This window comes from Haloferax chudinovii, from assembly GCF_042663345.1.
Taxonomy (GTDB): Archaea; Halobacteriota; Halobacteria; order Halobacteriales; family Haloferacaceae; genus Haloferax; species Haloferax chudinovii.
This window is the reverse complement of record NZ_JBHTAB010000003.1, coordinates 224,109-243,448: the sequence shown is the minus strand read 5'-3', so window position 1 is coordinate 243,448 and position 19,340 is coordinate 224,109. Positions and strand designations below refer to the sequence as shown.

Sequence of the window (19,340 nt, the reverse complement as noted above, 5' to 3'; positions counted from 1 at the left end):
CGAGAGCGCCGCAGCTGGAAGGAAGCGTACCGAACCGAAAAACCGGCGGTGTGCCGGGTGGAGACGACGGCCGGTGTCAGTCCGAGCGCGGACGTGACGAGCGCTCGACGGTGAACGCGCCACCGCCCGCGCGGTGTTACTTGAACAGCGACTGGCCGGCGCTACCGGAGACCTCGGTCAGGTCGGCGTGCACGTCGGCGATGCGCTCGCGGATGTCGCGACCGGCGACGCGGGGGTCGAACACGTCCTTGTTCGGCGACCAGTCGGTCTCGTTGAAGAACGTGTCGCGGGCGTCCGCGACGCCCTCGGGCGGGGCGATGGCGTTTGGTTCCTCGGTGTAGCGGTCGTAGGCGGTGCGCGTGTACTCGTACTGGTATCGCGTGTCCTTGTTGACCTTGCAGATGCCGTGTTTGAGCATCTCCTGCAGTTGGTCGGGCTGGACGCCCGAGGAGCCGTGGAGGACCAGCGGCGTGTCGAGGCCGTGGTCGCGCAGGGCCTGCCGGATGTCGTTGGCGAGGTCCGGGCGGAGTTCGAGGTCCTTGCCCTTGGCGACGCCGTGTTGCGTGCCGACGGAGATGGCCAGCAGGTCCGCGCCCGTCTTATCGACGAACTCGACGGCCTGCTCGGGGTCCGTGTAGAACGCCTCTTCGGCCTCGATTTCGTCCTCGACGCCCTTTATCTGGCCGAGTTCGGCCTCGATGAGGACGTCGGAGCCCGCGGCTTCCACCATCTCGACGACCTCGCGGCTCGTGGCGACGTTCTCGTCGAACGGTTCGTGGGAGGCGTCGATCATGATGGACGACGGGATGTCGAGTTCGATCTGCTGTTCGATGAACTCGAGGTCCGTCTGGTGGTCCATGTTGAGGAAGACGCCGATGTCGTACCGCTCGGCGATGGTCTCGATGTAGTTCCCCATGGCCTTCAGGCCCGCGACGGCGTCGCCGTCGCCCGCGAAGCGACAGGCCCCACCGCTCATCTGCAACAGGAGGTCCGAGTCCATCCGGTCGGCTCCCTCCATGAGACCCATCATGATGTTCGGCTCCGCGATGTTACTCGCGATGAGGCCGAATCCTTCGTCGAGCGCCTCGTCGTACACTGTGGCGAGTTCCTCCCCGCCGTAGAACGGCATTATGCGTTCACCTCGGTTTCGTCAACGACTGCGAGACTAATAATGTATGGGTCGTGAGTTTCGATTCTGCACGTTTTCGTTTGTTCGCGTTCGAGTTAATTTTCATCGGCCGACCGAGCGCCGCCGCTGAGAGACGAGAGAAAAGCGGAAACCCCGTCGGCGGCGTTACGAGAACAGCTTCTTCAGGCGGGCGAACAGCCCTTTCTCGGGGTCTCCTCCGCGGCGCACGGGTTCGTCCGATGTCGCGGCGTCGCCGGACGAGTCGTCGGTGCCGGCGTCGGCATCAGCGTCCTCGCCGTCGTCGCCGCTTCCGAACGTGACCGAACCGGTCTTGCCGGCCTCGGCGAGTTCGACGGCCTTCTCCACGACGGCCTCGGCGTTGTTGACGCCGTCTTTGACCGTCCCCTTGAGGACGAGTTTGCCGTCGAACCGGTCGCGGCTGACCGAGGTGTCCGAGGTGATGATGACCGCGTCCGCCTCGGCGATGGCGTCCGCGGACAGTTCGTCCTGCGTGCCCATCGCGCCTTGGACCTCGACGTCGATGTCGTGGCCGAGGCGCTCGCCGGCCTGCAGGAGGTTCTCGGCCGCCATCTGGCTGTGTGCGATTCCGGTCGGACAGGATGTGACTGCGACGAGTTTCATTGGTCTAGTGTAAGGATTTCCGTGACTTCAGCCTTGGTGTCGGCCTGCAGGACGCGCTCCGCGAGTTCGCGGGCGTCCGCGGTGTCGGTCTCCGCGACGGCCGCCTTGACCTGCGGCACCGTCACGGCGCTCATGCTCAGTTCGTCGAGGCCGAGCCCGACGAGCAGTTCGGTGAGGTCCGGGTCGCCCGCCATCTCACCGCACATCCCGACCCAGCAGTCCTCGCCCTCGGCCGCCGAGACGGTGGCGTCGATGGCGCGGAGGACCGCCGGCTGTCGGTAGTCGCCGAGCTCCGAGACGCGCTCGTTGCCGCGCTCGGCCGCCATCACGTACTGCGCGAGGTCGTTCGTCCCGATGCTGAAGAAGTCGACGTGCGGCGCGAACTGGTCGGCCATGAACGCCGCGGCGGGCGTCTCGACCATGATGCCGAACTCGGGTAGTTCGTTGTCGACGCCCTCGGTGTCGAGGTCGGCGGCGACCGACTCGAACCGCTCGCGGCCGGCGCGAAGCTCCTCGACCGTCGAGACGAGCGGGAGCATCACCGACAGGTTCGCACCGTCGGCGCTCGCCGCGGCGCGGAGCAACGCTCGGACCTGCGTCTCGAACAGGTCCGCGTCCGGGCCGAGCGACCGGCGGATGCCGCGCTCGCCGAGGAACGGGTTCTCCTCGTCCGGCAGGTCGAGGTACGGGACCGGCTTGTCGCCGCCGATATCGAGGGTGCGAACGACGACGCGGCCGCCGTCGAACGATTCGAGCGCCTCGACGTACGCCTCGTACTGCTCGTCTTCGTCCGGCGGCGACTCGCGGTCGAGAAAGAGGAACTCGGTGCGGAACAGGCCGACGCCGTCGGCCCCGCGGTCGACGGCCGGCCCGAGGTCCGCCAGCGTGCCGATGTTGGCGGCGACCTCGATTTCGACGCCGTCGGCGGTCTCGACCGACTCGTGTCGGACGTCCACGTCGGCGGCGGCCGCGGCGGCCTCCGTGCGCTCGTCGGTCGGGTCGACCACGAAGTCGCCCGACTCGCCGTCGACGACGACTTCCGCGCCGTCCTCGACGGACTGGAGTTCCTCACCCACGCCGACGATGGCCGGCAGGGCGAGCGAGCGCGCGAAGATGGCCGCGTGGGAGGTGCGGCCGCCCGTCACCGTGACGAAGCCCGCGACGCGCTCCGGGTCGAGTTGCGCCGTGTCGCTCGGCGTGAGTCGTTCCGCGACGACGACGCTCCCTTCCGGCAGGGACGAGAGGTCGACGCGCTCGCCGTCCGCGAGGACGCGCACGAGCCGGTCGCGCACGTCGCGGAGGTCGTCGGCACGTTCGCCCATGCGACCGCCCATGTTCTCGAACTGCTCGACGAACTCGGAGAACGTCTCCTGAACGGCGTGTTCGGCCGGGAGCCCGCCCTCGATGGCGTCGGTGACACCGTCGGTTATCTGCGGGTCGTTGAGGAACTGGACGTGCGCGTCGAACACCGCGGCCTCCTCCTCGCCGACGCGTTCGGCGGTCCGCTCGCGCTCGGCTTCGAGTTCGTTCTCGGCGGCCGCGCGGGCGTCCTCGAAGCGCGCCAGTTCGGCCTCCGCGTCCACGTCTTCCGGGGCCGGCGGTTCGGGGAGGTCGGCGTCCGGTCGGTACCAGACGACGGTGCCGACGCCCGAAAGCGGTGTCACGCCGATGCCGGAGAGGGTTCGTTCGGTCATAGCTTACTGTTTGGCTTCGGGCGTCGAAAGGATGTCCTCTAGGGCGTCGAGTGCCGCTTCCGCGTCGTCGCCCTCGGCGACGAGTCGGACGGACTCGTCGTGGCCGACGCCGAGACCGGTGACCGCGAGCATGCTGGCGGCGGGGACGAGGTCGTCCTCGTCGGCGCGGCCGAGTTGGATGTCGGCGTCGAACTCGTTCGCGGTCTCGACGAACTGCGAGGCCGGCCGAGCGTGAAGCCCGTCTTCGGGGACCACCGTGACGGTCCGCTCCATCACTCGACCACCTCGGCGAGCACGTCCTGGACGGTCTGTTTGCTCTCGGCTTCGAGGAGCTTCTCGCGGACGTCCTCGTGCATGAGCGACCGCGAGAGGGCGCTCAGAATCTCTAGGTGGTCCTCGCCGCCCGCCGCGGGGACGAGAATCATAAAGAGGAGCTTCGCCGGCTTGTCGTCCATGGCGTCGAAGTCGATGCCCTCGGTCGAGCGCGCGAAGCCGACCGTCGGCTTCGAGACGGCGTCGGTCTTCGCGTGGGGGATGCCGATGCCGAAGCCGACGCCGGTCGTCGCCTCTTCCTCGCGTTCGAGGAGGGCGTCGAGCGCGGCGTCGCGGTCGTCGACGCGGCCGGCGTCGACGGCGAGGTCGAGGAGGAACTCGATGGCTCCCTCCTTCGTCGCCGGCGGCTCTTCGAGCGAGATCAGTTCGAGCGGTGTGATGGTGCTGATGTCAGTGACGTCCATTGTATGGTGCTTCGTTCGAGTACGGAAAGATTAGTTCGGTTGTGGTCAGTCGTCGGAGCTCTGGGCCGCCACCTTGGCGTCGAAGTTCGGCTTGATGGCCGTCGCGATGACGGCCGTGACGATGGAGCCCAGGAGGATGCACGCGATGAACATGAACGGCTGGTTCGACAGCGGAACCACGAAGATGCCGCCGTGGGGAGCCGGCATGTTCACGCCGAGCGCCATCGAGGCCGCGCCGGCGACGGCGCTCCCGGCGACGACGCTCGGGATGACGCGGGCCGGGTCGGCGGCCGCATACGGAATCGCGCCCTCAGTGATGAACGAGAAGCCGAGGAGCACGCCGCTCTTGGCGTTCTCGTACATCTCGGCCGCGTACTTCTGCGGCGCGATGAAGTTCGACAGCGCGAGGCCGATGGGCGGGACCATGCCCGCGATCATGACCGCGGCCATCGGTGCGGTGACGCCCTCGGAGATGAGGCCGACGGAGAACACGTAGGCGACCTTGTTGATGGGGCCGCCCATGTCGGCCGCCATCATCGCCCCGAGGAGAGCCCCCAGAACGATTGCCTGTCCGCCGCCCTGCATGTTGCTCAGGAACTCGGTGAGCCCCGCGTTGGCGATGGAGATCGGAACGCCCAGCACGAACAGCAAAACGGGCGTGAGGACCGCCGTCGTCGCCACCGGGATGAGGAGCACGGGCATCATCGGTGCGATGAACTCCGGCACGTCGCGCTCCTTGAACCAGCGCGCGACGATACCGGCGAGGAACCCGGCGACGATTGCGCCGAGGTAGCCCGCGCCGGCGGAGCCGCCCTGAAGGCCGATGACGTCACCGGCCGCCTGCAGGACGTTGCCCTGCTGGATGATGTACGACAGGATGAAGCCCGGTGCGAGGCCCGGCCGGTCGGCGATTGCGTACGCGATGTACGCGCCGAGAACCGGGACCATGAGCGTCAGCCCGGCGTTCCCGACCTGCGCGAGGAACCAGCCGGCGGTCCCCGTGCTGTTGAACACGTCTTGGACGTTGTTCGAAAGCGAGGCTACCGCGTAGCCCAGCGCAAGGAAGATTCCGCCGATGGTCACGAACGGAATCATGAACGATACCCCGGTCATCAGGTCCTCCTTCACCGACGTGAGGTAGGACCGAACCGCGTCTTCTGCGTCGTTTGCCATAGTGTTGCCACCCCTACGAAAGAACGTACGCAAATGTGCTCAAAAACCCTTTCGAATATGAACGTTACTGCGCGTTTTGGTCGTTAACAAACGTTCATATGAGAATCACCGAGTCCGGACGGTCGTCACCTCGACGCGCGTTTCGTTCGTCAGCACGTCTTCGAGGTGCGGGACGCGGGTCCCGGCGACGCCGACGACGCGCGCGGCCGTCAGGACGCCCATTCGGAGGGCGTCGGCGTCCGACAGCCCGTGTTCGCGCGCGGCGAGGAAGCCGGACATGACCGCGTCGCCCGCGCCGACCGTGTCGACGACCTCCACGTCGAGCGCGGGCGCGGAGAGCACCTCGTCGTCGGTGACGAGGAGCGCGCCGTCCCCGCCGAGCGACGCCAGCACATATTCGAACCCGCGCGCGTGAAGCTCCTCGGCGGCCTCGACGGCGTCGGCTTCGGTCTCGACCGTTCGACCCGTCGCCGCCGCGAGCTCAGAGCGATTGGGTTTGCAGACGTAGTAGTCGGCGTCCAGTTCGGCGAGGTACTCGCCGCCCATGTCCACCGCGATTTTCCAGTCGCCCGCGCGGGCGAGCCTGTCGACGTCGGAAAGCGACATCCCCGGCGGGAGACTGCCGCCGACGAGGAGCGTGTCCGGCTCGTTCGCCTGTGCGGTTTCGACGAGCTCGTCCACGTCGGCTGGTCGAATCTGCGGGCCGTTGTGATTGAGTTTGTACTCGCCGTCTTCCGCGAGCACGGTCGTGTTCAGCCGCGTGTCCGCGTCGATGGTGACGAAGTCCGAGGCGATGCCGTCGGCGTCGAGTCGGTCGCGGACGAACTTCCCGAAGTGGCCGCCGAGAAAGCCCGAGGCGGTCGCGTCGGCATCGAGCGCCGAGACGTACTTGGCGACGTTGATGCCCTTGCCGCCGGCGGTGAACACCGCGTCGTCGGTCCGGTGGACGACGCCGGTCTGAAGCGGTTCGTCGAAGTGAATCGTGTGGTCGACTGCTGGGTTCGGGGTGACTGTGAGAATCATCGTGCAACTCCGTCGACGACGGTGACGCCCGCGCTCTCTATCTCCTCTCGGGAGTCGGTGTCGAGCGTGCCGTCGGTGATAAACAGGTCGATATCTTCGAGCGATGCGAACTGGACGAAGCTCCGTCGGCCGAGCTTCGAGAGGTCGGCGACGAGGACGACCTTCGCGGCCTTTTCGACCATCAGTTCCTTCATCCGCGCCTCGTCCTCGTTCGGGGTCGTGAGGCCGGATTCGACGTCGAGTCCGTTCGTGCCGAGGAACAGCAGGTCGAAGTTCGTCCGCTCCATGAACGACTCCGCGGTCGGCCCCACGAGCGCCTTCGTCCGCCGGCGGAGCGTCCCGCCGGTGAGTTTGACCTCGTTGTCCTCCTCGTTCAGTTCGATGGCGAGTCGCGGCGAGTTGGTGACGCCGAGTATCGTCCCGTCCTTGGGGACCTTCCGCGCCACCTCCATCGTGGTCGTCCCGGCGTCGAAGAACACGACCTGCCCCTCGGCCAGTTCCTCGACCGCGCGGTCCGCAATCGCGCGTTTGCCTTCGAGATTCTGTACTTCTTTTTGGCCGTAGGTCTGCTCGCGCCCGACGGAGGTCACGGGGACGGCTCCGCCGTGGGACCGCTCGATGAGCCCACGGTCTTCGAGTTCGCGCAAGTCGCGCCGTATCGTCGCCTTCGAGTAGCCGAGGTGTTCGGACAGCGACTCGACCGACCGACCGTCCGAGTCGGAGACGAGTTCGACGATGCGGCGTTTGCGCTCTGCTGGTAACATCGGTGGCGATTCCTCGTTACGAGGAAGGTAGGTCGGGGAGTAGTGTTAATTGTTTATGTTGGATTCCGACTGTCTCTGTTCGAAACAGAGTGATACCACACAGGAACGAAAACCGATGGTTCGTCGGTGGGAAAACGAACAGAAACGAAAACGAGCGCGTTCGAAACGAGCATCGAGCCGGCGCTTCCGCGCGTCGCCGACGCTCAGAGACGGTCGAGAACCGCGGCGGTCACGTCCTCCGTGGAGGCCTCGCCGCCGAGGTCCGGCGTGCGCGGCCCGTCGGCGAGGACGCCTTCGACGGCCGACCGAACGCGGTCGGCCTCCGCCTCGTAGTCGAGGTAGTCGAGCAACATCGCCGCGGACAGAATCGTCGCCGCGGGGTTGGCGATTCCCTCGCCGGCGATATCGGGCGCGGAGCCGTGAACCGGTTCGAACAGCGCGGCGTCCGGGCCGATGTTCGCCGAGGGGAGCAACCCGAGACCGCCGACGAGGCCGGCGGCGAGGTCCGAAAGCACGTCGCCCGCGAGGTTCGCACAGACGATGGTGTCGAACTGCGTGGGGTCCAGACAGACGCGCGTCGCGAAGGCGTCCATCAGGACCTCCTCGGTCTCGACGCCGCGGTCGTCGGCGACTGAGACGACGGCGTCGCGGAAGCGGCCGTCCGTCTCGCGCATCACGTTCGCCTTGTGGGCGACCTGGAAACTACCACCCTCGCCGCCGACGTAGTCGCAGGCGTACTCGGCGAGTCGCTCGGACGCCGAGGTGGTGACGACGCGCGTGAGCGTCGAGAGGTCCTCGGAGAGGCGGTCCTCGTGGCCCGAGTAGACGCCCTCGGTGTTCTCCCGGAGGAAAACGAGGTCCGTCTCCGGGCGGAGCGCGTCGACGCCGGGGTAGGCCTTCGCCGGGCGAACGTTGACGAAGGAGTCCACCGCGGTCCGAAGCGGCAGGATGACGTCCGCCGCGGTCTCGCCGGCCGCACCGAACAGCGTCGCGTCCGCCTCGGCGGCGAGGTCGTACGTCTCCTGCGGGAGCGCCTCGCCCGTCTCTTCTTTGACGTGGTCGCCGGCGTCGGCCTCGACGAACTCGAAGTCGCCGACGGCCTTCAGCACGTCAACCGCCGCCGGGATGACCTCCGCGCCGATGCCATCGCCGGGGATGACGACGATTTCCTCAGTCATCGACGTAGGGCAGGGCGGCGGCTTTCTCGGCGACCGCGTCGGCGTTCGACTTCATGAGCGCCGTCGTGTCCCAGACGCCCTCGGTGAGCGCCTTTCGCTGTGCGTCGTCGACGGTCACGTCCACGGTGGTGTCCCTGTAGGTGACCGTCTCGTTTTCCACGTCCACGTCGATGTCAGCGTCCGGGTGCTCGTCGACCCAGTCCTGCAGTTCGGTGATGGTGTCGTGGTCCGCGGTGACCGTCGGGATGCCGAGCGCGAGGCAGTTGCCCGCGAAAATCTCGGCGAACGACTCGCCGATGATGGCGTCGATGCCCCAGCGCATGAGCGCCTGCGGGGCGTGCTCCCGGGAGGAGCCACAGCCGAAGTTGGCGTTGACGACCATGATGGAGGCGTCCTGGAACTGCGGCTCGTTCAGCGGGTGGTCTTTGGGTTCGTCGTTCTCGTCGTAGCGCTGGTCGAAGAACGCGAACTCCCCGAGGCCGTCGAACGTGACGACCTTCATGAACCGCGCCGGGATAATCTGGTCCGTGTCGATGTCGTTGCCGCGGATGGGCACACCGGAGCCGAACGCGGAGTCGATTTCGGGAATCTCGTCGGTCATGCGGTGGTCACCTCCTTGAGTTCGCGCACGTCAGTCACTTCCCCGGTGACGGCCGCCGCGGCGACCATCCGCGGGTTCATCAGGACGGTGCGGCCGTCTTTCGACCCCTGCCGACCGATGAAGTTGCGGTTCGACGAGGACGCGGAGGCCTCGTCGCCCTCCAGTTGGTCCTCGTTCATGCCGAGACACATCGAACAGCCGGCCTCGCGCCACTGGAAGCCCGCTTCCGTGAATATCTCGTCGAGGCCCTCCGCCTCCGCGGCGGCCTTGACGCGCTGACTGCCGGGGACGACCATCGCGCGGACGCCGTCGGCGACCTGTCGTCCCTCGACGACTCCCGCCGCGCGGCGGAGGTCGGGCATGCGGGCGTTGGTACACGACCCGAGGAAGGCCACGTCGATTTCGTAGCCCTGCATCGTCTCGCCGGGCGTGACGCCCATGTGCTCTTGGGCCATCCGAGCGGTGTCCTGCTTCTCCTCGGGCAGGTCCTCCGGGGCCGGAATCGGCTGGGTGATGCCGACACCCTGTCCGGGCGTGGTCCCCCACGTCACGACGGGTTCGAGTTCGGAGCCGTCGATGGTGACGACGTCGTCGTACTCGGCGTCCTCGTCGGAGCGGATGGACTCCCAGTACGGCTTGAGTTCGTCGAACCGCTCTGGGTTCTCCTGGAAGTACTCGGTGTCTTTCAGCCAGTCGTAGGTGGTCTCGTCGGGGTTGACGTAGCCCGCGCGAGCGCCGCCCTCGATGGACATGTTACAGATGCTCATCCGACCCTCCATGTCGAGGTTCTCGATGGCCTCGCCGGCGTACTCGTAGACGTAGCCGACGCCGCCTTCGGTGCCGAGGCGACGGATGATTTCGAGGATGACGTCCTTGGCCTCGACGCCGGGACCGAGTTCGCCCGTGACCTCGATCTTCCGGACCTTCTTTTTCTCCATCGCGACCGTCTGGGTCGCCAGCACGTCGCGAATCTGACTCGTCCCGATACCGAACGCGAGCGCGCCGAACGCGCCGTGGGTCGAGGTGTGGCTGTCGCCGCAGACGATGGTCATGCCGGGCTGGGTGAGTCCCTTCTCGGGCCCGATGACGTGGACGATGCCCTGCTCGCCCGACGTCGGGTCCGAGAAGTTGATGCCCGCGTCGCGGACGTTCTGTTCGAGTTCGGCCATCATCTCTTCGGCGGCGTCGTCGCGGAACGGCCGCGACTGGTCCGACGTGGGGACGATGTGGTCGACCGTCGCGTGCGTCCGGTTCGGGTAGGCGACTTCGAGGTCGCGCTCCTGCAACATGCCGAACGCCTGCGGGCTCGTCACCTCGTGGATGAGATGGAGGCCGCAGAACAGCTGTGTCTGGCCGGTCGGAAGCTCCGAGACCGTGTGTTCCTCCCAGACCTTGTCGTACAGCGTTCCCTCACTCATGGCCGTCACCCGGTACGACGCGGTCGTCGTGGCCGCGTTCCCAGACTCGGTTCGCGCCCTCGCCGTTGCGGGGCGTGTGGTCCACGTCGCCCATCGTCTCCGTCTCGGTCGCGTCCGTCGCCGCGGGCGTCGCGTCGCTCCGACCGCCGTCGGTGACGGCCGGACCGCGCTCGTAGACCGTGGTGAACGTCTCGTCCGTATAGGGGTTCGTGTGGCTGATGTCTCGCATTCGGTCTGTCGTGTCGTCGCGTGTCATTGGTGTCGTGTTCAGTCGTCCGCCGGCGCTTCGGCTTTCTCCGCGTCCGCCTCGTCTTCCTCGTCGGCCCACGCGAACAGGTCGCGAAGCGGCTCGCCGACCTGTTCGATGTGGTGGTTCTCCTCTGCGTCCTTGAGCTGGGAGTACGACGGCCGGCCCGCCTGATTCTCCAGAATCCACTCGCGGGCGAAGGTGCCGTCCTGGACCTCCTCCAGAATCTCCTCCATGTTCTCGCGGGCGTGCTCGTCGACGACGCGGTCGCCGCGAGTCAGCCCGCCGAACTCGGCGGTGTCGGAGACTGAGTGCCACATCTCGCCGAGCCCGCCTTCGTACATCAGGTCGACGATGAGCTTCAGTTCGTTCAGGCACTCGAAGTAGGCCATCTCGGGGGAGTAGCCTGCGTCGACGAGCGTCTCGTAGCCCTGCTTGACCAGCGAGGTGACGCCGCCGCAGAGGACGGCCTGCTCGCCGAACAGGTCGGTCTCGGTCTCCTCTTGGAACGTCGTCTCGATGACGCCCGCGCGGGTGCATCCGAGGCCGTGTGCGTACGCCAGCGCCTCTTCCTTAGCGTCGCCCGTCACGTCCTGATAGACGGCGATGAGACCCGGTGTCCCCTCGTTCGCCTCGTAGTTACGGCGGACGAGGTGGCCCGGCGACTTCGGCGCGACCATCGTCACGTCGACGTCTTCCGGGGGGCGAATCTGGTTGTAGTGGATGTTGAAGCCGTGGGCGAACTGGAGCGTGTCGCCGGCGTCGAGGGAGTCGCGAATCTCCTCGAACACCGCCGGCTGGACGGTGTCGGGGACGAGCACCGAGACGATGTCGCCCTCGGCGGCCGCCGCGGCCGGCTCTTTGACGCGGAGGCCGTCGGCTTCCGCGGCGTCGCGGGACGACGAGCCGGCGCGGAGGCCGACGACCACGTCGACCCCGCTGTCGGCGAGGTTCTGGGCGTGGGCGTGGCCCTGACTGCCGTAGCCGATGACGGCTACGGTCTTGTCGTCGATTTGGGAGCGGTCGGCGTCGTCGTCGTAGTAAACTTCCGTGGTGAGTTCTGTCATTGCGTGTTGGTGTTGGGTTTGGTGGGTTCGCCGGAGGTTCCGGGTTCCTCTCCGGGGACGGTCTTCTTCGAGCCGTGGGCGAGCGAGGTCTGGCCGGTCCGGGCGATTTCGATGATACCGAACCGCCGGAACGCGTCCACGGCGTCGTCTATCTTCCGCTCGTCGCCGGAGAGTTGGACCGTGATGGTCTCGGGGCCGGCGTCGAGCGTGCGGCCGTCGTACATCTCCGTGATGGCGTGGACCTTGTCGGGGTCCTCGCCGCGGACCTTCAGGAGGACGAGCTCCGCGCGAACGGCGTCGTCGTCCAGCTCGCCGACGGAGATGACGGGCTTGAGCTTCGCGAGCTGTTTTTCGATCTGGTCGATGCCCGGTTCGGGCTCTTCGACGACCATCGTGATGCGGGAGTGGCCGTCGACCGTCGTCGGGCCGACGGTGAGGCTCTCGATGTTGAACTGACGGCGGGCGGCGAGGCCGGCGACGCGAGAGAGCACGCCGGGTTCGTCCTCGACGATGGCCGAAAAGACCGCGCGCCGCGGTTCGTGTTCCGATTCCGCTTCGGGGTCGATGCGGATGCCCTGCGCGTTGCGGCGGCCGTCGGGGTGTGGCCGCTCGTCGGGCGCGGGACCCTGCAGTCCTGTCCGATTGTCGCTCATAACTGGTCCTCCGAGAGTGCGAATCTGCCGTTCGCGCCGCCCGAGGAGACCATCGGGTAGACGTTCTCCGCCGGGTCGACGTGGAAGTCGATAACCGAGGGGCCGTCGTACGCGAGCGCTTCCTCGATGGCGTCGGGAACCTCCTCGTAGGAGTCGACGGTCCAGCCGCGCGCGCCGAACGCCTCGGCGAGCTTGTCGAACTGGGGACACCAGTCGTAGCCGGCGGCCATGCGTCGGCCCTCGAAGAAGGCGTCCTGCCACTGGCGGACCATCCCGATGTACTCGTTGTTCAGGATGGCGACCGTGATGTCGAGGTTCTCGCGGACGGCGACCGACAGCTCCTGAATCGTCATCAGGAACGAGGCGTCGCCGTCGACGCAGACGACCGTCTCGTCGTCGTCGGCCGCGACCCGCGCGCCGATTGCGGCGGGCAGGCCGTAGCCCATCGTGCCGAGCCCGTGGGATGAGACCCACCGCCGCGGCTCGGTGAACGTCCAGTACTGGGCGGCCCACATCTGGTGCTGGCCGACGCCACTCGTGACGATGGTCTCGTCGGGCGTGGCCTCGTCGAGCGCCTCGACGACGAACTGCGGCTTCAACGGCTCGTTGTCCGGGGCCGCGTAGTCCATCGGGTAGTCGTCTTTCCACGCGAGACACTGGTCGACCCACTCGCGCGCGTCGGGGGCCTCGTCCAGTTCGGCGTCGACGCGCTCGATGGCGCGGCCGGCGTCGCCGACGACCGGGTAGTCCGCGTGGACGTTCTTCGAGATTTCCGCCGGGTCGATGTCGATGTGGACGACCTCCGCCTCGGGCGCGAACGTGTCGATGCCGCCGGTCAGGCGGTCGTCGAACCGCGTGCCGACCGCGATGAGACAGTCGGTGTGCGTGATGGCCATGTTGGCGTAGCCGGTGCCGTGCATCCCCGCCCACGACAGGCAGAGTTCGTGGTCCTCCGGCATCGCGCCGATTCCGGGCATCGTGGTGACGACCGGAATCCGGTGTTCGGTCGCGAACTGCCGGGCGACCTCGGTCGCGTCGGCCTTGACCACGCCGCCGCCGAACAGCAAGAGCGGTTTCTCCGCGCGCTCGATTGCCCGCGCGGCCGCCTCGACCTCCGAGTCGGCCGGGTCGGTGCGGGCGCGGCACGTCTCTGGCGGCTGTGCCGGCCCCGGCTCGCGGTCGGTCTCGTTGAGCGAGACGTCTTTCGGGAGGTCGACGAGCGTCGGGCCGGGGCGGCCCTCCGCCGCGAGCGCGAACGCCTCGCCGACGGTGTCGCCGACGGTGTCGGGCGACGAGGCGAAGTAGTTGTGCTTCGTGATGGGCGCGGTGACGCCCGTGGTGTCGGTCTCTTGGAACGCGTCGGAGCCGACCATGTCGGACGGGACCTGCCCCGTGAGCGCGAGCACCGCGTCGGAGTCCATGTTCGCGTCGGCGATGCCGGTCACGAGGTTCGTCGCGCCCGGACCGGACGTGGCGAGGCAGACGCCGGGGTCGCCGCGAACGACGCCGTACGCGTCGGCCGCGTGCGCCGCGCCCTGCTCGTGGGCCATCGTCATGTGACGGATGTCAGAGTGGTACAGCGCGTCGTAGATCGGCATTATCGCCCCGCCCTGCACGCCGAAGGCGGTCTCAACGCCGGCGTTTTCGAGGGCGCGGACGACTGACGTCGAACCCGAGGTAATCTCGGTCTGCGTCTCGGTCGAATCGTCGGCGGCTTCCGCCGCGTCGGGGTCGGTCGTGGCTGCGGTTCGTTCGCTCATGTGTGGGCTCCGTGGTGTGTGGTCGGTCGTCGATACGGACTGTCTGGTGACTGCGTGTGGTGCTGGTGCGCCATTGTGGGGACTGCGGACGTGTCTGAAAACGGTGCGGATACGCGGGACGGAGAGATGGTGTGATAGGGGGCTATGCCCCTACAATAATGAGCGACCGAATCGCGCCGACGGCGGCGTCGCTGGCCCCGGCGTCCGGGGTCGCGCGAACCGCGTGTTCGTCGTGCGAGGTCATCGTATGCAACACGTCCGTCCCGTCGGTAATAATGCTTTCGCGGCGGGCAACGATTGCACGCCCGGTGGGAGGTCGAACGCGTGCAGGGCGGTCGCCCCGTAGGGCCACAGCCCGGCGCCATCAGGCGCGGACCTCCTCCTCCGTGTCGTCCTCGTGGGTGACACCCACGTCGCGGGCGAACACCTCGAGCGTCGAGTCGTCGACGCGTTCTTTCTCCGCGCCGTGGTCTTTGACGCGGCGGGTGACCTCCCGGACCTCGGCGTCCGAGGGCTCGAACCCGATGTCTGCGAGGCGTTTGCGTACCGAGTGCGTCCCCGTGTGCTTACCGAGTACGAACTCGCGGGTCGCGCCGACCATCTCCGGGGTCATGACGCCCGGTTCGAAGGTGTCGGCGTTCTCGATGACGCCGGCGGCGTGGATGCCGCTCTCGTGGGAGAAGGCGTTGCGGCCGACGACCGGCTTGTTCGCCGGGACCGGGATGTCGGACGCCGCCTCGACGACGCGAGCCAGCTCGGTTATCTTCGTCGTGTCGATGCCGGTGTCGACGCCGTAGAGGGATTCGGCGGCCATGACGACCTCCTCGTAGGCGGCGTTGCCGGCGCGCTCGCCGATGCCGTTGACCGACACCTGCGCCTGTGCGGCGCCGGCCTCGAAGCCGGCCATCGCGTTCGCCGACGCCAGTCCGAAGTCGTCGTGCGCGTGCACGTCGATTCTCGCGTCGGTGTGTTCTCTGACCGTCGCCACCATGCGGGCGAATCGAGTCGGCGTCGCCACGCCGCAGGTGTCCGGCAGGTTTATCCAATCGACGCCCGCCTCGGAGACGGCCTCGACGACTTCGATGAGGAAGTCCTCGTCCGTCCGGGTGGCGTCCATCGGCGAGAACATTACTTCAACGCCCGCGTCGCGGACGTGTTTGACACTGCGGACGGCCCGCTCGACGGCTTCCTCGCGGGAAGCGTGCATCGAGTCGGCCAACTGGACGTCGCTGGTGCTCACGAACGTGTGCACCATGTCCACGCCGGAATCCAGCGCGGCTTCGATATCCTTGTCGACGACGCGGGCCAACCCGCACGTCGTCGCGTCCGTCGAGGCAGCGATATCTGCGACTGCCTCGAACTCCGCCTCGGAGTTCACCGGGAACCCCGCCTCGATGACGTGGGTACCCATGTCGTCGAGGGTCTCGGCGATGTCGCGCTTTTCCTCGTAGCTGAACGAGGTTCGCGGTGACTGTTCGCCGTCGCGGAGCGTCGTGTCGAAGATTCGTACGTCTTCGATTTCAGATTGTTGGGCTAATGTGCCCTGGAAGAACTCGACCCGCCGGGGAACCCGACGAATCCTCCGTGTCTTTGTGAGACATCGTGTCAGTCACGTGCTCGAACTCCTATTTAAACGTTTCTCCCCGACAGTATCACGAACGTTCAGGGGGTGTTGCGTGACAACCACTCTCGAGGGTAATCGCGGTACCTAAACGGCCTTATATTATATCATGACATATGTTGACTTGATATATGCGCTCACTGTTCGATAGCCCCGGAACGATAATACAACCAAATAGAGTTTAGAAACAAAATTTAGTACCCGGTGCGCGCACCGACGACTGGACAAACGTGGATCGAAACACGACTGTCGTATGAAACATGATAGCAATACTCTCGTTGCGTGCTCGACGGCGGGCTCGCGGCCCGACCGAACCCTTTTCTCGTCGCTCGACAACCGGGCGGGTATGGGCGATTTCAATCTCAACTTGCAGACGGCCGAAGAACACCTCGACGAGGACGACGCCGAGGGCGATGTCGTCCTCGGCGTCCTCGACGACTCGACCCCGCCCGAAAAGTGGGTCCAGTCCGTCGCCCACGGAAACGTCCTCTTTCTCGCCATCGAAGGCGACCTCAACAAGCTCGCGTCGGGCTTCGCACGCGACGTCAAAGACATGGGCGGCCAGCTGATGCACTTCCGGAAGTTCCTCATCGTCTCCCCACCGGGCGTGGACATCAACACGGACGACCTCTGACGGACCGAGGCGAGTCCAGCCCCCTCGGTCGACCCGACGTACCGCCGCCGACGACCCGACGTACCGCCGACACAGAACACGACAACCGGGTGCATCGGCCGCGGGGAGAGTCCTTATCCGGCGCGCGCGCCAGGATACTGGCATGCCAATGAAAGGACGCGGCACCGCCGAACTCCGCGAAATCGACCGATGGGACCACGGCGTCGGCTGGCTCGCACACCCCGACGAGACCATGCAGCGCGCCAGCCACGCCGTCGCCGTCGACGGCGACGTGTGGGTGTTCGACCCCGTCGATGCCCCCGGTATCGACGACCTGTTCGCCGAGTTCGGCGACGTGGCCGGCGTCGTCGTCGGCCTCGACCGACACAAGCGCGACTCGGCGGCCATCGCCAACCGCCACGAGGCCCCCGTCTACGTCGCCTCGTGGATGACCGGCGTCGCCGACGAACTCGACGCGACCGTCGAGCGCTTCGGGGCCGACCTCGCCGACTCGGGCTTCGAGGCGTTCCGCCTCGTCGACCGCTCTCTCCCGCCGTGGCAGGAAGTCGGCTTCTACCACGAGGACTACGACCTGCTCGTCGTCCCCGAGTCGGTCGGCACTGTGGACTACTTCTGCGCCCGCGGCGAGCACCTCGGCGTCCACCCGATGCTCCGGCCGTTCCCGCCGCGGCGCGTGCTCTCGCGCTACGACCCCGAACGGCTACTCGTCGGTCACGGCGCTGGCGTGCCCGTGAACGCGGGCGACGAGCTTCGAACCGCACTCGGAAACGCCCGGCGAAACCTCCCGAGCGCCTACGCCCGGGCGTTCACCTCGATGCTCTCGAACTGATGCCCGACGATACGACCACCCCCGGCGACGAGCATCTCTCCGGTGCGGAGCCGACGCCCGACCGCACGACCGACGGGGAAACCACCGAGACCGAGACCGAGACCGAGACCGAGACCGAACGGCGACGGGTTCACGTCACCCGAGGACTCGTCGACCTGCTTCTCGACATGGCCGAAGACGCCGAGCCGTCGTCGGTGAACCTCGTCCTCGCACCGACGCCAGCGGGCCAGTTCGACGCCGACCTCGGGGTCGACCCGGAGACGCCGGTACTCACTCACTTCTACATGGCCGAGGCCGGCCAGTCCGTGAGCGCCGTCTTCGGGATGGACCTCGGAACGCCCGCCGGGCGCGGCCGCGCTCGGTTTCTCACCCACCCGCAGGGACCGTTCGAGCTCACGGAACGCGACGACCTCGCGGCCGTGGTGCTCCTCGCCGTCCCCCCGTGGGAGCGGCGGACGCTCGCCGCCTTCGACCGCGCCGGTCGGAAGTTGGAACTCGCCGTAGTCGACGCCGAACCACCGCGAGAAGAACTCGACTGAGCCGACCGTCTCCGGCCGACTACCTAATCAAGGAGGGAGTCCCGCCCTTCAGGGTGGGCGTGAATCCGACAACTGGGGCGATTCTCACGAACGACGCTCACTCCGTGGTATCCAAGTCATTCGCTGCGTGAAGCAACATTCCCTCCCACGTCAGGCCGTGGTCGTTCTTAATTCGACTCAACCGTTCATGCACGTCGTCGTCGACGACAACGTGGATGTTCTTCGCCATGCATACATACAAATTCTAAACATAAATTAGTCTTCGGATACAACGTCCTGTTGATGAAGCGCACCAACGAGTTCGTCGTACGCCCTCGCTCCAAGAAGGACGAGGAGTTACTTCGACACCTGTTGGACGCTTCTGCCGCTCTCTGGAACGAAATTAACTACGAGCGCCGCGAGAACTACGCCAACCCCGACGCCGACGTCTGGGACATCAGCGAGTACCGCGGACGCTACGGCGGGACGCTCGGTGCGTCCACTGTCCAGCAAATCGAGCGGAAGAACCGCGAAGCGTGGCGGTCGTTCTTCGCACTCCAAGAGAAGGGCGAAGCCAATGGCAAACCCGGCTTCTGGGGGAGCGGCGACGACCGCGAGCTCCGTACGTACATCCGGAACACGTCGTACTCGGTCGAATGGGGGGAATACTCTCGTCTTGAGATTCTCGTTGGTCAAGACCTGAAAGACGAGTACGGGCTTGGATACCACGAGCGCCTTCGACTCGAAGTTCGGGGCGACCCGAACTGGAAAGAGTACGACAAACAAGGTCGGTTAGAACTGTATCACGACGAAGATTCAAACGAGTTCAGGGCCTTTCAGCCCGTCACTATCGACACTTCTCGGCTGGCACAACCACTGGCTTCGGAAGAAGCCGCTCTGGACATCGGTGTGAACAACCTCGTCGCGTGCAGCACGACGACCGGCCAGCAGTACCTCTACGAAGGACGCGACCTGTTCGAGCGTTTCCGCGAGACGACGCGCGAGATAGCGCGTCTGCAGTCCAAACTGGACGACCAGCGGCGGTCAAGCAACCGAATCGACCGACTGTATCGGCGTCGGACGCGACGGCGAGACCACGCTCAAGACGCGCTCGCTCGCGACCTCGTCGAACGTCTCTACGACGAAGGTGTGGAGACCGTGTACGTGGGCGACCTGACGGACGTTCTCGAAACGAGCTGGTCCGTCCAGGCGAACGAGAAGACACACAACTTCTGGGCGTTTCGGCGGTTCATCAACCGACTCACACACACCGCCGAAGAGTACGGTATCACGGTCGAAGTGCGTTCGGAGGCATGGACGTCGCAGACGTGTCCGAACTGCGGGTCGGCCGACCGGACAACGCGACACCGAGACACGCTGACGTGCGAGTGTGGCTTCGAGGGCCACGCAGACCTCGTCGCGTCCAAGACGTTCCTGAGACGTCATCAGAACTCAGAACGTTCTGATTGGCGAACGAGACACGCTGTGTCTCGTCAACGGCAGACCGACGTAGCAAGGCCGATGGCACGGCCTGTATGCCTCAAGTGGGACGACCACGAATGGTCGGAGTTACCACGCTCTCACCGTCCCAACGAGGAGCATACGAACCCGAAAGTTGCCTCCGTGGTTCGGTAGTCGATACCACCAGCGAG

Annotated in this window: 21 protein-coding genes; 4 read left to right on the top strand and 17 right to left on the bottom strand. The window is 66.5% G+C overall.

The features are described from left to right. Positions 1–136: 136 nt before the first annotated feature. From fba to ACFQI8_RS08665, 16 genes are all read right to left on the bottom strand, one after another. Positions 137–1,129, bottom strand: coding sequence for a class II fructose-bisphosphate aldolase (fba, locus tag ACFQI8_RS08740; RefSeq protein WP_390243976.1), 993 nt, complete (start codon positions 1,127–1,129; stop codon positions 137–139). A 165-nt stretch (positions 1,130–1,294) separates the two neighbouring features. Next, positions 1,295–1,771 (bottom strand): fructose PTS transporter subunit IIB, encoded by a 477-nt coding sequence (ptfB, locus tag ACFQI8_RS08735; protein ID WP_390243975.1) that lies wholly within the window; start codon positions 1,769–1,771, stop codon positions 1,295–1,297. Beyond that, positions 1,768–3,465: a phosphoenolpyruvate--protein phosphotransferase gene (gene ptsP / locus ACFQI8_RS08730; RefSeq protein ID WP_390243974.1), complete on the bottom strand. Its 1,698-nt coding sequence runs from the start codon at positions 3,463–3,465 to the stop codon at positions 1,768–1,770. Before ptsP ends, ptfB begins: the two co-directional genes overlap by 4 nt. Before the next feature lie 3 nt (positions 3,466–3,468). Then, on the bottom strand, positions 3,469–3,738 hold the full coding sequence (ptsH1, locus tag ACFQI8_RS08725; protein WP_008093366.1) for a phosphocarrier protein HPr: 270 nt from the start codon (positions 3,736–3,738) through the stop codon (positions 3,469–3,471). Then, on the bottom strand, positions 3,738–4,202 hold the full coding sequence (gene ptfA / locus ACFQI8_RS08720) for a fructose PTS transporter subunit IIA (RefSeq protein ID WP_390243973.1): 465 nt from the start codon (positions 4,200–4,202) through the stop codon (positions 3,738–3,740). Before ptfA ends, ptsH1 begins: the two co-directional genes overlap by 1 nt. Positions 4,203–4,247: 45 nt before the next feature. Then, positions 4,248–5,375 carry a fructose PTS transporter subunit IIC gene (gene ptfC, locus ACFQI8_RS08715; RefSeq protein WP_390243972.1) on the bottom strand — a complete coding sequence of 376 codons (1,128 nt, stop codon included), beginning with the start codon at positions 5,373–5,375 and terminating at the stop codon, positions 4,248–4,250. A 105-nt stretch (positions 5,376–5,480) separates the two neighbouring features. After that, positions 5,481–6,398 (bottom strand): 1-phosphofructokinase, encoded by a 918-nt coding sequence (pfkB, locus tag ACFQI8_RS08710; protein ID WP_390243971.1) that lies wholly within the window; start codon positions 6,396–6,398, stop codon positions 5,481–5,483. Continuing rightward, positions 6,395–7,162 carry an HTH-type transcriptional regulator GlpR gene (gene glpR, locus ACFQI8_RS08705; RefSeq protein ID WP_390243970.1) on the bottom strand — a complete coding sequence of 256 codons (768 nt, stop codon included), beginning with the start codon at positions 7,160–7,162 and terminating at the stop codon, positions 6,395–6,397. Before glpR ends, pfkB begins: the two co-directional genes overlap by 4 nt. A 203-nt stretch (positions 7,163–7,365) precedes the next feature. Then, positions 7,366–8,340 carry a 3-isopropylmalate dehydrogenase gene (leuB, locus tag ACFQI8_RS08700; RefSeq protein ID WP_390243969.1) on the bottom strand — a complete coding sequence of 325 codons (975 nt, stop codon included), beginning with the start codon at positions 8,338–8,340 and terminating at the stop codon, positions 7,366–7,368. Next, positions 8,333–8,941, bottom strand: coding sequence for a 3-isopropylmalate dehydratase small subunit (leuD, locus tag ACFQI8_RS08695; protein ID WP_390243968.1), 609 nt, complete (start codon positions 8,939–8,941; stop codon positions 8,333–8,335). The genes leuB and leuD overlap by 8 nt, the downstream gene beginning before the upstream one ends. Beyond that, positions 8,938–10,359: a 3-isopropylmalate dehydratase large subunit gene (gene leuC, locus ACFQI8_RS08690; RefSeq protein ID WP_390243967.1), complete on the bottom strand. Its 1,422-nt coding sequence runs from the start codon at positions 10,357–10,359 to the stop codon at positions 8,938–8,940. Before leuC ends, leuD begins: the two co-directional genes overlap by 4 nt. After that, a complete protein-coding gene (locus ACFQI8_RS08685) occupies positions 10,352–10,615 on the bottom strand; it encodes a hypothetical protein (protein WP_390243966.1) in 264 nt (87 codons plus the stop codon). Before ACFQI8_RS08685 ends, leuC begins: the two co-directional genes overlap by 8 nt. Positions 10,616–10,626: 11 nt before the next feature. Then, positions 10,627–11,673 (bottom strand): ketol-acid reductoisomerase, encoded by a 1,047-nt coding sequence (ilvC, locus tag ACFQI8_RS08680; RefSeq protein ID WP_390243965.1) that lies wholly within the window; start codon positions 11,671–11,673, stop codon positions 10,627–10,629. After that, complete coding sequence (gene ilvN, locus ACFQI8_RS08675; RefSeq protein WP_390243964.1) at positions 11,670–12,326, bottom strand: acetolactate synthase small subunit; 657 nt, start codon at positions 12,324–12,326, stop codon at positions 11,670–11,672. The genes ilvC and ilvN overlap by 4 nt, the downstream gene beginning before the upstream one ends. After that, entirely contained in the window at positions 12,323–14,086 is a 1,764-nt protein-coding gene (ilvB, locus tag ACFQI8_RS08670) for a biosynthetic-type acetolactate synthase large subunit (protein ID WP_390243963.1), read from the bottom strand. Before ilvB ends, ilvN begins: the two co-directional genes overlap by 4 nt. Positions 14,087–14,450: 364 nt before the next feature. Then, positions 14,451–15,695, bottom strand: coding sequence for a LeuA family protein (locus ACFQI8_RS08665; RefSeq protein ID WP_390244052.1), 1,245 nt, complete (start codon positions 15,693–15,695; stop codon positions 14,451–14,453). 358 nt (positions 15,696–16,053) lie between these two features. On the opposite strand from ACFQI8_RS08665, the gene ACFQI8_RS08660 reads away from it, so the two are divergent. From ACFQI8_RS08660 to ACFQI8_RS08650, 3 genes are all read left to right on the top strand, one after another. Next, positions 16,054–16,341 carry a DUF5779 family protein gene (locus ACFQI8_RS08660; RefSeq protein WP_390243962.1) on the top strand — a complete coding sequence of 96 codons (288 nt, stop codon included), beginning with the start codon at positions 16,054–16,056 and terminating at the stop codon, positions 16,339–16,341. 142 nt (positions 16,342–16,483) lie between these two features. Beyond that, positions 16,484–17,170, top strand: coding sequence for a hypothetical protein (locus ACFQI8_RS08655; RefSeq protein WP_390243961.1), 687 nt, complete (start codon positions 16,484–16,486; stop codon positions 17,168–17,170). Further along, a complete protein-coding gene (locus tag ACFQI8_RS08650; RefSeq protein WP_390243960.1) occupies positions 17,170–17,709 on the top strand; it encodes a hypothetical protein in 540 nt (179 codons plus the stop codon). Before ACFQI8_RS08655 ends, ACFQI8_RS08650 begins: the two co-directional genes overlap by 1 nt. Positions 17,710–17,806: 97 nt before the next feature. Here the strand turns inward: ACFQI8_RS08650 and ACFQI8_RS08645 are convergent, their stop codons facing one another. After that, positions 17,807–17,938 carry a hypothetical protein gene (locus tag ACFQI8_RS08645; RefSeq protein ID WP_390243959.1) on the bottom strand — a complete coding sequence of 44 codons (132 nt, stop codon included), beginning with the start codon at positions 17,936–17,938 and terminating at the stop codon, positions 17,807–17,809. Between the two features lie 53 nt (positions 17,939–17,991). Between ACFQI8_RS08645 and ACFQI8_RS08640 the strand changes: the two genes are divergently transcribed. Continuing rightward, on the top strand, positions 17,992–19,323 hold the full coding sequence (locus ACFQI8_RS08640) for an RNA-guided endonuclease InsQ/TnpB family protein (RefSeq protein WP_390243958.1): 1,332 nt from the start codon (positions 17,992–17,994) through the stop codon (positions 19,321–19,323). Positions 19,324–19,340 lie beyond the last annotated feature (17 nt).